Genomic DNA, 11,949 nt, shown 5'->3' with positions numbered 1-11,949 from the left:
CTTACTCTTGGCTCCCATGTCTTCGAAGGACTTCACGTACGACGACGTCGGCGCGACCCGCGACCGCCCCGGCCACTGCCCTCCCGGCTTCCACTCCCTGCACGTCCGCACCCGTCTCGGCGAGGGCCACGAGGTCTTCCGCCGGGCCGCCGAAGCGGTCCTGACCTGGGAGATGCACCGCACCCTCGGTGTGGGTATGGACACGACCGCGGAACGGGCGGCCCCCGACGTCGAGGTCACGGTCACCCTGGCCGGCCTCATAAAAGCCCCCTGCCGAGTGGTCTGGACGGTGGACGAACACCGGCGGGCCGGCTGGGCGTACGGCACCCTCCCGGGCCACCCCGAATGCGGCGAGGAGTCCTTCGTCGTCGACCGCACGGGAGACGGCACGGTCTGGCTGACGGTCTCCGCCTTCAGCCGCGGCGCGAAGTGGTACGCGAGGGCCGCCGGCCCGGCGACCCGAGGCCTGCAACAGGCCTACGCACGCCGGTGCGGGGTGGTGCTGCGGGGGCTGAGCGGGGGCGACGAGTCGTAACCCCCTCGGACACGGGACACCACGCCCACCGACCGACGAGCCCTTCGTCGACCGCGCAGCCGAGGTCTTCGACGGTGACCGCGTGGCCGCCGCGCTCACCGAGCGGCTCGGAGCCGGGCTCGGTGACGCGGCACCGCTCGACGGACTCACCGACGCGGACACCGAGCTCGCGGACGAACGCCCTCCCCCTCCGGCTCCTCGGCGCTGGTACCCCCGGCGGCCGAACACCCCACCACGCACAGACCGGCCGGCACGACATTCACCACGGAACGCCCTCGCCCGGTCATCCGATCTCCACCACCCGGGCCCACGCGGGCGGCGAATCCGGCACGTAGTCGGGGTCTTCCTCGTCGTACGAAGCCGACCCGCGCGGGAACAGGCCCACCACCGTCCGGCACGGTGGGCGGGTGCTCGGCCAAGGGGTCTGACCGTCGGTCAGGGCGACGATGACGTCGGGGCCGGGCCGCGCGCGGAGCGCCTTGGTGAAGCCCGCGCGCAGATCCGTACCGCCCCCGCCCAGCAGGGGAATGCCCTCGCCCCGGCACAGCGGGTGCACGAGCCGGGCGTCCGCGTCGCACGGCACCACGGTGACCAGGTCGCGCCGGCCGCCCACGGCCCGGGAGATCGCGGTGACCTCCAGGATCGCGCTGCCCAGCTCGGCGTCGCTGACCGATCCGGAGGTGTCGATGACCACGCTCACCCGGGGCGGTCTGCGGCGCAGGCTCGGCAGGACCGCGCCCGGGACGCTCGCCGAGCGGCGGGACGGACGGCCGTAGGAGTAGTCCTCGCCCGCGCCCGGGGCCGAGGCCGCCGAGCGGACCGCCGCGCCCAGCAACTCCCGCCACGGCTGCGGCGGATGGAAGGCTTCCTCCGCCCACCGCTGCCACCCGGCCGGGGCGGTCCCCCGGCGGCCGGCGATGCCCTGTGCCACCCGGAAGCGGACGGCGTCCCGTTCCTGTTCGCTCAGGCCGTGCGCGCCGTCCGGGCCGAGGTCCCACTCCCGTTCCCGTCCGTCGGCGCCGCTGCCGCAGTCCAGCCAGACCAGGTTCTGGGTGTGCGGTCCGAGCCGGAACTGGCGCAGGTAGTCCTCCATCAGCTCGCCCGGCCGCAGCCCGAGGGAGCCCGGCGTGACGGCCCCCTCGGGCTGGGCCAGCCCGTCCCCGAACGCGTCGTCGTTGATCTCGCAGTCGGCGGCGATGTTCATCCGCAGCTGTTCGCCGGGGCCGGTCAGCCCCCGCTCCCGGGCGACCCGTTCACTGCGCCCATGGTGGTCGCGCAGCAGGTGCGACACCTCGTGCACCCACACCCCGGCCAGCTCCTCCACCGGCATACGGTCCACGAAGGCCGGTGAGACGTAGCACCGCCAGTGCCGGTCCACGGCCATCGTCGGCACCCACCGCGACTCCACCGGGTGCAGGGCGAACAGGGCCGTCGCCAGGTAGGGCCGGGCCCGGGCGGCTTGCAGCCGGGCGGCGAAGAGCTTGTCGAGGTCCAGCGGCCTCGGCTCCTCCGGGTGCGCAGACCTGGGCCGAGGCCTGGGCAGAGACCCTGGCAGAGACCTGGGCAGAGACCTGGACCGAGACCCTGGTAGCGGCGTGCCGGTGGCGCCGCGCGGCTCGTCGGGGCTCATCGGCCCGCCTTCGCGGCGTCAGCGGTCCGCGCCGCCGCGCGACCCGCCGCCTGGTCCGCCCGCCGGGACAGGGTCACCACTCCGGCCAGCTTCTCGATCGACGCCGGTACGTCCCAGTCCTCCTGGCGCAGCGAGGCGAGCGTCGTCGCGGGGACGACCACCAGATCCGGGGCGCCGGTCTCCAACGCCCGTACGAGGAGCGCCCATGCCGCGTCCCAGCGGGACCGGTCGGCGCGGGCGCGGACCGCCGCCACGACACCGTCCAGCACGGCCTGGCGCAGATCGCCCCGCTCGGGCAGGTCGGCGCCCGCCGGGTCGGCGAGCAGCGTCTCGGGGTCGGGGAGGTCCATCCGGTCCAGGCCGGCCAGCAGTTCCAGCCCCGGGCCGTCACCGACCGTGCCCCTGACCAGCAGGGAGAGTACGTCACGGGAGGAGCCGGCCGCGGTCGCGAAGGCGATCAGGCTCAGCGTCATGTCCCAGCTGCGCGGCGACGGCCAGGCGCCGCCCCGGCGCGCTTCGCTGCTGGGCAGCCGGTGCACGAGCGTGGGGCGGGCGGTGAGCAGTCCGCACACCGCGCGACGCGCGAAGTCCACGGCCTCCGGCAGCTTCGCCGGGTCGAGCCGGGGCAGGGTCGCCCGGGGCCAGGTCCCGCCGAGTCCGCGGACGACGACCTCGTGGTCGTGCGTCCACTGGAGGTGGACGAACCGGTTGGCCAGCGGCGGGCTCAGTTCCCAGCCGTCGGCGGCCGAGCCCCGCGGGTTGGCGGCGGCCACGATCCGCACCCCGGGCGGCAGCGTCAGCGCGCCGATCCGGCGCTCCAGGACGAGGCGGAGCAGGGCGGCCTGCACGGCCGGCGGCGCGGTGGACAGCTCGTCGAGGAACAGCAGCCCCCGGCCGGCCCGCACCAGGCGCACCGCCCAGTCCGGCGGAGCCATCGGGACGCCCTGTTCCGCCGGATCGTCCCCGACGACGGGCAGCCCGGAGAAGTCGGACGGCTCGTGCACGCTGGCGATCACCGTGGTCAGCGGCAGGTCCAGCGCCTCCGCGAGCTGGGTCAACGCGGCGGTCTTGCCGATTCCCGGCTCACCCCACAGCAGCACGGGGAGGTCGGCGGCCACGGCCAGCGTCAGGGCCTCCAGCTGGCTGTCGGGGCGCGGTTCGGTGGTGGAGTCCCGCAACAGGGCCAACAGCTCCCCGGCCACGTCGAGTTGGGAGGCGCTGACCGGGACTGACGGGGCCGGGACGAAAGAGGCCGGGACAGAAGGGGCCGAAGGGGCGAAATGGGTACGCTTGGGCATGGGTGTGGGCATGGAAGTGGGCAGGGGTGATCACCTTTGGGGTCGCAGGAAGTTCGTGGGAAATTCGGGGGAAGCTCGGGGGAAGTTCGGGGGAAGTTCGTGGGCCGAGCAGAGGGGTCAGCGACGGGCGCCGTGGCGTGGGTGCGCGCGGATATGGCCGGGACGGCGGCGATCCTGGCCGGGCCCGGGTCCGATCAGGCCGGCCCTGAACAACCCGTAGGTGATCCGCCGTTGCGCGGCCGCCTCGAGTTCGTCCCGCAGAGCGCCGTCGCGCAGGACCGCCTCGGGGCCCAGCAGCCCCTCCACGACGGCGAGCGCACCGGCGACATCACCGTGGACCAGGCGTTCGCGCACGCCGACGAGACAGTCCGGACGCCGGTGTGCCCGGTCGATCGCCTGGAGACAGGGCAGCGGAGTGCCGGTCAGCGCGGCCAGCAGCTCCTCGCGCCGGATCTCGGCCGGGTCGTGGTCCAGCGCGGCCAGCACCCCGTCGACCAGGCCGATCCGGTGCGTCGCTCCCCGGCACTCCACGAGCCGGGCCCGTCCCGCCCGGTCGGGAAGCCGACCCGGACCGGACGCCGCGTACTCCGTTCCGAGGTACTCCGGTACGACGTGCTCCGGTTCGACGTGCTCCGGTACGAGCGCCGAGGCCACCAGCGGATGCAGTCGCCCGGCCTCGATCGCTCCCGTACGGAGCAACTCCAGGTCGGGCAGCACCCAGGTCGCCGCGTCGGGCAGTACCGGCAGCGCGGAGACACAGCCTGTCGCACCGCGCAGAACGGGCCGCGCGTCCCGGCCGCCGGCCGGATCCAGGACCAGTCGCCGCCCGGACCCGAAGCGCACGAGGACGGAACCGGTGGTCCGCCCCTCCGCCCGGAGCACGATCTGCGCCTCGGCCGCCCACCGGTCCACGGCGCAGCCGGGCCCGGGCAGTTCCACGCCGGGCCCGAACGGATCCGGTGGGGGCGGGTCGTCCCCCGGCGGCGGCCGATCGGCTCCGCACCGGACCCGCAGCTCACCCGTTCTGCGCGCATCCCACAGATGGCGGTGCAGGTCGAGGCGGAACCGCCGGTCGGGACGCGGATGCGGATGGTGGCGGTCCCCCGCCACCGAGCCGGACGCGTCCCACAGCGCGAGGCTGAACCGCTGCCCGGAATCCGCCCAGGCGGGCGGAGTCCGCACCACCAGGTGCACGGGCCACCGGGTGTCGTCCCGCCCGGCGCCGCCGACGGCGACCTCACCGTCACCGTCGTACCGGGCGAGGGAGAGGGTCACCCCCGGCCGCAGCAACCCGTCGGGGGCGACCCTCGGCAGATGCCAACGCAGCAGGTCAGGAGCCAGGTGACGGAGGTCGGCCCGGAGCCGGGAAACGAATGCACGACCGTACGTCCGCGCCACGGCACGAAGGTCGAGATCGACGTCGATGCCTGCGGCGGCACAAGCCCCGGCCCAGTCCCCCGCATGGCGGCGGGCGGTCGCAGTCTCGATCATGGAGGCCGGCACGGCGAACTCGCGCACGCGCAGCCAGAAGGAAAGTCGGGAATCCTCGTTCGCGATCTGAGTGAGCATCAGCACTCACCTAGAGCGGACGGGGCCCCCGATCTGTCTACAGAAGAAGTAGTCATCGCCGGGGAGCATAACCCTCCGACACCGATCTGCCCAACGGTTATCGCGGGACGATCACGATCGTCGTCGAGGCTCTTGCTGCGGTCGTACGGGTCCGTCGTCGGCCCGGTCGGAGACGCGCCGGTGGGCTCGGCCGTCGAGAACCCGGGGTGCGGACAGCCGTCGTGGACCTCGCAGGCGGAGTTGCCGATCGGGCCCTTCTCAAAAGCGGCGCCGTTCGTGCTCGTCGGACGAGGGGCGCCGACGATTTCTTGTCGGCGCCCCCGGCGGACGCGCTACCGCAGCACGACCCCCGCCCCCTCGACCGCCTCCTCGGACGGCACCTCCACCAGGCCCAACTCCGCTCCGGAGGCGAGGAGTCGGTGGGACGGGAGGATGCGGACCGTGTAGCCGTACGGACCCGTGCGGTCCAGGGACAGGGGGCCCTCGTAGAGCCAGCGGCCCTCCAGGTCCGGACCGCCGGACGGTTTCAGCGGGACCGTCGTCGCGTCCGTGATGCGGTCCTGCTCGTCGACGCGGCCCGAGACGGCCTGCACCTCGACGTCGTCGGGGGCGAGGTCGCCGAGGCCGACGCGGACCCGCAGTGCGAGGGTCGTGCCGAGCTCGGCGCTGGTGGTGGCCACCGACGTCTCGACATGGTCCACCTGCACCGCGTGCCAGGACGAACGCACCCGCTGTTTCCAGAGGGCGAGTTCGCGCGCGGTGTCGGGGCCCATCGTCCGGTGCGCGTGGGCGGCCGGCGTGTAGAGCCGTTCGACGTACTCGCGGACCATGCGTCCCGCCAGCACCTTCGGGCCGAGCAGGGTGAGGGTCTGGCGGACCATCTCGATCCAGCGGTCGGGCAGGCCCGCCTGGCCGCGTTCGTAGAAGCGGGGGGTGATGCGCTGTTCGAGCAGGTCGTAGAGGGCCGCCGCCTCGATGTCGTCGCGGTGGTCGGGGTCGGTGCCGGCGCCGTCGGCGGTGGGGATCGCCCAGCCGAAGTCGGGCTGGAACCACTCGTCCCACCAGCCGTCCAGCACGGAGAGGTTCAGACAGCCGTTGAGCGCGGCCTTCATGCCGGACGTGCCGCAGGCCTCCAGGGGGCGGAGCGGGTTGTTCAGCCAGATGTCACAGCCGGGGTAGAGCTTCTGCGCCATCGCCATGCCGTAGTCGGGCAGGAAGACGAGACGGTGCCGCACGCGCGGGTCGTCGGCGAACCGGACCAGTTCCTGGACCAGCCGTTTCCCGCCGTCGTCCGCCGGGTGCGCCTTTCCCGCGACGACGATCTGGATCGGCCGCTCCGCGTGCAGCAGCAGGTCCATCAGACGGTCGCGGTCCCTCAGCATCAGCGTCAGGCGCTTGTACGAGGGGACCCGGCGCGCGAAGCCGATGGTGAGGACGTCCGGGTCCAGGACGCCGTCGATCCAGCCCAACTCGGCGGTACCCGCACCCCGTTGGCGCCAGGAGGCGCGCAGCCGCTGCCGCACCTCCACCACCAGTTGTTCGCGCAGCTCGCGGCGCAGCTCCCAGATGTCCTGGTCGGGGATGTCGGCGACGGCGTCCCAGCGGCCGGAGCCACCGACGCTCAGGGCGTCCTCGGCACGCCCGGAGCCGAACTGGCGGGCGCCGAGGCGCAGGACCTCCGGGGCCACCCAGGTCGGCGCGTGCACACCGTTGGTGACGGAGGTGATCGGCACCTCTTCCGGGTCGAAGCCGGGCCACAGGCCGGAGAACATCTCCCTGCTCACCTGGCCGTGCAGCAGTGACACGCCGTTCGCACGCTGTGCCAGCCGCAGGCCCATCACGGCCATGTTGAAGAGGTTGGGCTCGCCGCCCGGGTAGGTCTCCATGCCCAGCCGCAGGATGCGGTCGACGTCCATGCGCGGGAGTTCGGCCTGCGGGCCGAAGTGGCGGGCGACCAGCTCACGGTCGAAGCGGTCGATGCCCGCCGGGACGGGGGTGTGGGTGGTGAAGACCGTGCCGGCCCGGACGGCTTCCAGGGCGGAGTCGAAGTCCAGCCCCGTGTCGGCGAGTTCGGCGATCCGTTCCAGGCCGAGGAAGCCCGCGTGGCCCTCGTTGGTGTGGAAGACCTCGGGCGGGGCGTGGCCGGTCAGCCGGCAGTACGTGCGTACCGCCCGGACACCTCCTATGCCCAGCAGCATCTCCTGGAGCAGCCGGTGCTCGCTGCCACCGCCGTAGAGCCGGTCGGTCACCCCGCGTTCGCCGAGGTCGTTCTCCTCGACGTCCGAGTCGAGCATGAGGAGCGGGACCCGGCCGACCTGGGCCAGCCAGACCCGGGCGTGCAGCTGTTTGCCGGCGGGGAGGGCGAGGGAGATCTGCGCGGGGGTGCCGTCGTCCTCCTTCAGGAGGGTCACCGGCAGTTCGTTGGGGTCGAGGACCGGATAGTGCTCCTGCTGCCAGCCGTCCCGGGAGAGCGTCTGACGGAAGTAGCCGTGCCGGTAGAGCAGCCCCACGCCGATCAGCGGGACGCCCAGGTCGCTGGCCGCCTTCAGATGGTCGCCGGCCAGGATGCCGAGACCGCCGGAGTACTGGGGCAGCGCGGCCGTGACGCCGAACTCGGGTGAGAAGTAGGCGACGGCGGCGGGCAGCCCTGTGCTGGTGGGCTGCGCCTGGTACCAGCGGTCGCCGGTCACGTAGTCGTGCAGGTCGTCGGCGGCGGCACTCAGCCTGCGCAGGAAACGGCGGTCCCCGGCGAGTTCGGTCAGGCGTGCCGGGCGCACGCCGCCGAGGAGTCTCACCGGATCGCCGTCCGAGACGGCCCAGCGCTCGGGGTCGACGGACTGGAAGAGGTCGCGGGTCTCCGCGTGCCAGGACCAGCGCAGGTTGCGGGCCAGATCGCTGAGTGGCCGGAGAGGGTCGGGGAGGAGGGGTCGGACGGTGAATCGACGGATCGCCTTCACATTCCACCTCGGCGTGCGTGAGGAAGAGACGCACGGCGGTGTGCGTCCACGTCGTCTACGAAGGTACCGGCGCCGACGCGGGCCTCGCTGAGGGCTGGCCGCCCGCGGACCCTCGCTTTTCGGCCCGATTCGCGACAACGGGCCGAAACCCTGATTCGCCCCGGTAGGCCACCTTGTGGCCTTTCGCCCCGCACGAGAGGCTGCCCAGTGGCGTACCCGGCGAAGTCGGATAAGTCGGCGAAGCCGTCGTGCGCCGAGTCGAGGAGGGGAACTCGAACCATGGCACGGACGCGAACACGGCGTCTGCGCCGGGTGGGGGGCCTGACCGCGGTCGTCACGACCGTGGTCCTTTCGGCCGGCACCCTGCCCGCGCACGCCGCACCGGAGGGGAAGATAGTCGGCGCCGGTCTGCCCGGTTCCGTCGACGGAAGCTATCTGGTGACGCTGAAGGGGGACACCGACGCGTCGTCGAAGGCCGGGCGGAGTCTCGTCGGTTCGTACGGGGCGGCCATCAGCCGGACCTACGACACGGTCCTCAACGGGTTCGCCGTCGAGACCGACGAGAGACAGGCCCGGCGTCTCGCGGCCGATCCGCGGGTGGCCTCGGTGGTGCAGGACACCCGGGTGACCCTGGACGCGGCCGGGGTCGCGAAGAATCCGCCGTCCTGGGGGCTGGACCGTGTCGACCAGCCGGGCCGGACGCTGGACAACAGCTACAACTGGCCGAAGTCGGCGGGCGCCGGGGTCACGGTGTACGTGATCGACACCGGCATCCGGATCACGCACGCCGACTTCGCCGGCCGGGCGAGCTACGGCTGGGACTTCGTCGGAGGCGACCGCGTCGCCGCCGACGGCAACGGCCACGGCACGCATGTCGCCGGCACCGTGGCGGGCACGCGGCTCGGCGTCGCCAAGAAGGCGAGGGTGGTCGCGGTACGGGTGCTCGACGACGCCGGTGCGGGCACCACCGCGCAGGCCGTCGCGGGCATCGACTGGGTCACCCGGCACGCGCACAAGCCGGCGGTCGCCAATCTCAGCCTGGGCGGCGGCTACAACGCGGCGCTGGACGCGGCCGTCCGCGGCTCCATCCGGTCCGGCGTCACCTACACCGTCGCCGCGGGCAACGTGGGACAGCCGGCCGCCCTGCACTCGCCCGCCGACGTGCGGGAGGCCGTCACGGTCGGCGCCACCGACCGGGGGGACGCGAGGGCGGGCTTCAGCAACTACGGTTCGGCCCTCGACCTGTTCGCGCCGGGCGTGTCCATCACCTCCGCTTCGTACACGAGCGACACCGGCCGGGTGACGTACTCCGGTACGTCGATGGCGGCGCCGCACGTGGCGGGCGCGGCCGCGCTCCACCTCGCCGACCATCCGAAAGCCACGCCCGCCCAGGTCGCGCGGGCGCTGGTCGCGGGGGCGGTGAACGGCAAGGTCTCCGGCCGGGGGACCGGTTCGCCGAACAAACTCCTCCAGGTCCCACCGTTCACCTGACGGGGCTCCGAGGCCGGCTCCGTTCCCCGCGAACGGGGCCGGTCTTGTGCGTTGACAAAGGCACGAGTAGTTAGCAACGTGCCGGATTGCTCACCCGCATAGGGTGGAAGGCTCCTCCGGTACTCCCCCGCAGGACCCCCTCCCCACCACATCCATCCGCCTACCCCCCGTTGATGCGGACAGGAGCGGTCATGCCAGCAAGGCACCACCCGTCATCACCCCCGACGCCTCGCCCCAAGAACAACAAGAGCAGCACGAACGGCAAGAGCACCGACAGGGCCGAGAAGGACACGCCCGTCCCGGAGCTCACGCCCGCACCCGGTCCGCCGGCCCCGGAGCGATCCTCCTCGGGCGGCGACGCCACCACCGTCGGGCGCATACCCGTCCTGGACGTCCGCCCGTTCGTCCAGCGAGGTCGCCGGCCCGCCAAGGCGGTCACGGGTGAGACGTTCGAGGTCTCGGCGACCGTGTTCCGGGAAGGGCACGACGCCGTCGCCGCCAACGTCGTCCTGCGGGATCCGGACGGCAACCCGGGCCCCTGGACGCCGATGCGTGAACTCGCCCCGGGCACCGACCGCTGGGGCGCGGACGTCACGCCGGACGCGACGGGCCACTGGACGTACACCGTGGAGGCCTGGAGCGATCCGGTCACCACCTGGCGGCACCACGCCCGCATCAAGATCCCCGCGGGGATGGACACCGAGCTGGTCCTCGAAGAGGGCGCGCGGCTGTACGAGCGGGCGGCCGCCGGAGTGCCGGAGGGCCCCGACCGCACCGTGGTGCTGACGGCGGCCGAGGCGCTGCGCGACGAGAGCCGCCCGGCCGTCTCCCGGCTGGCGGCGGCACTGACCCCGCAGGTCGACGCCGTGCTCGGCCGGTATCCGCTGCGGGAGCTGGTGACCGCGTCGGAGCCGTTGCCGCTGCTGGTCGAGCGCGAACGCGCCCTGTACGGCGCCTGGTACGAGTTCTTCCCGCGTTCCGAGGGGACCGCGGAGCGCCCGCACGGCACGTTCCGCACCGCCGCGCGCAGGCTCCCCGCCATCGCCGCGATGGGCTTCGACGTCGTCTACCTCCCGCCCATCCACCCCATCGGCACCACCTTCCGCAAGGGCCGCAACAACACCCTCGACCCCGGCCCGGACGATGTCGGGGTGCCCTGGGCGATCGGTTCGCCGGAGGGCGGCCACGACGCCGTCCACCCGGATCTCGGCACCATCGAGGACTTCGCCCGGTTCGTGGAGCGGGCCGGCGAGCTCGGTCTGGAGATCGCCCTCGACTTCGCCCTCCAGTGCTCCCCCGACCACCCCTGGGTGCACAAGCACCCCGAGTGGTTCCACCACCGGCCGGACGGGACCATCGCCTACGCCGAGAACCCGCCGAAGAAGTACCAGGACATCTATCCGATCGCCTTCGACGCCGACCTGGACGGTCTCGTCGCCGAGACCGTGCGGGTCCTGCGGCACTGGATGTCGTACGGGGTGCGGATCTTCCGGGTCGACAACCCGCACACCAAGCCGGTGATGTTCTGGGAGCGGGTCATCGCGGACGTCAACCGCACCGACCCCGACGTGATCTTCCTCGCCGAGGCCTTCACCCGCCCCGCGATGATGCACACCCTCGGCCAGATCGGCTTCCAGCAGTCGTACACCTACTTCACCTGGCGCAACACCAAACAGGAACTGACGGAGTACCTCACCGAACTCTCGGGGGACGCCGCCTCCTACATGCGGCCCAACCTCTTCGCCAACACCCCCGACATCCTGCACGCCTACCTCCAGCACGGCGGCCGTCCCGCCTTCGAGATCCGCGCCGTCCTGGCCGCCACCCTCTCGCCGACCTGGGGCGTCTACAGCGGCTACGAACTCTGCGAGAACTCGGCGCTCAAGGAAGGCGGCGAGGAGTACCTCGACTCGGAGAAGTACCAGCTCAAGCCCCGTGACTGGGCGGCGGCCGAACGGGAGGGCCGCAGCATCGCCCCGCTGCTCACCCGGCTCAACGAGATCCGGCGGGCGAACCCGGCCCTGCATCAACTCCGCGATCTGCACTTCCATCCCACCGACCAGGAAGCGGTGATCGCCTACTCGAAGAGGAGCTCGAAGAAGAGCGGTTCGAACACGGTTCTGGTGGTCGTCAACCTCGACCCCCACCACACCCAGGAGGCGACGGTGTCGTTGGACATGCCGCAACTCGGCCTGGACTGGCACGAGTCGGTGTCGGTGCGCGACGAGCTCACCGGCGAGACGTACCACTGGGGCAGGGCCAACTACGTGCGCCTCGAACCGGGCACCCGGCCCGCGCACGTACTCACCGTCCTGCGACCGTCCAACCCGCAGATCGGAGGGTCACCCACACCATGATCGTCAACGAACCCGTTCCGGACACCTTCGAGGACACTCCCGCCAAGGACCGCGACCCCGAGTGGTTCAAACGCGCCGTGTTCTACGAAGTACTCGTCCGCTCCTTCCAGGA

At 72.6% G+C, this 11,949-nt stretch carries 7 protein-coding genes; 3 read left to right on the top strand and 4 right to left on the bottom strand.

All coding sequences use genetic code 11. From position 1 onward, the window contains the following. The first annotated feature begins 16 nt into the window (after window positions 1–16). A complete protein-coding gene (locus ACIRPU_RS22985; RefSeq protein WP_384120554.1) occupies window positions 17–535 on the top strand; it encodes a DUF1990 domain-containing protein in 519 nt (172 codons plus the stop codon). Window positions 536–818: 283 nt separating this feature from the next. On the opposite strand, the gene ACIRPU_RS22980 is transcribed toward ACIRPU_RS22985, so the two are convergent. The 4 genes from ACIRPU_RS22980 to ACIRPU_RS22965 form a co-directional block, all read right to left on the bottom strand. Beyond that, the gene (locus ACIRPU_RS22980; RefSeq protein ID WP_403870168.1) at window positions 819–2,165 is read right to left on the bottom strand and encodes a VWA-like domain-containing protein; all 1,347 of its coding nucleotides are present in this window, start codon (window positions 2,163–2,165) and stop codon (window positions 819–821) included. Beyond that, a complete protein-coding gene (locus tag ACIRPU_RS22975) occupies window positions 2,162–3,463 on the bottom strand; it encodes an AAA family ATPase (RefSeq protein ID WP_403870165.1) in 1,302 nt (433 codons plus the stop codon). Before ACIRPU_RS22975 ends, ACIRPU_RS22980 begins: the two co-directional genes overlap by 4 nt. A 117-nt stretch (window positions 3,464–3,580) precedes the next feature. Next, the gene (locus ACIRPU_RS22970) at window positions 3,581–5,032 is read right to left on the bottom strand and encodes a hypothetical protein (protein ID WP_403870163.1); all 1,452 of its coding nucleotides are present in this window, start codon (window positions 5,030–5,032) and stop codon (window positions 3,581–3,583) included. Window positions 5,033–5,364: 332 nt separating this feature from the next. After that, the gene (locus ACIRPU_RS22965; protein WP_403870160.1) at window positions 5,365–7,989 is read right to left on the bottom strand and encodes a glycosyltransferase family 1 protein; all 2,625 of its coding nucleotides are present in this window, start codon (window positions 7,987–7,989) and stop codon (window positions 5,365–5,367) included. Between the two features lie 279 nt (window positions 7,990–8,268). Here ACIRPU_RS22965 and ACIRPU_RS22960 point away from each other — a divergent pair, with 279 nt between their 5' ends. Both ACIRPU_RS22960 and ACIRPU_RS22955 read left to right on the top strand, forming a co-directional pair. Further along, the gene (locus ACIRPU_RS22960) at window positions 8,269–9,480 is read left to right on the top strand and encodes a S8 family peptidase (RefSeq protein WP_403870157.1); all 1,212 of its coding nucleotides are present in this window, start codon (window positions 8,269–8,271) and stop codon (window positions 9,478–9,480) included. Between the two features lie 191 nt (window positions 9,481–9,671). Further along, the gene (locus ACIRPU_RS22955) at window positions 9,672–11,837 is read left to right on the top strand and encodes an alpha-1,4-glucan--maltose-1-phosphate maltosyltransferase (protein WP_403870154.1); all 2,166 of its coding nucleotides are present in this window, start codon (window positions 9,672–9,674) and stop codon (window positions 11,835–11,837) included. The last annotated feature ends 112 nt before the right edge of the window (window positions 11,838–11,949 follow it).

Source organism: Streptomyces sp. NPDC102259, assembly GCF_044766465.1.
Taxonomy (GTDB): Bacteria; Actinomycetota; Actinomycetes; order Streptomycetales; family Streptomycetaceae; genus Streptomyces.
Note: the sequence above shows the minus strand (reverse complement) of the source record. Positions and strands in the feature narration are given on the sequence as shown.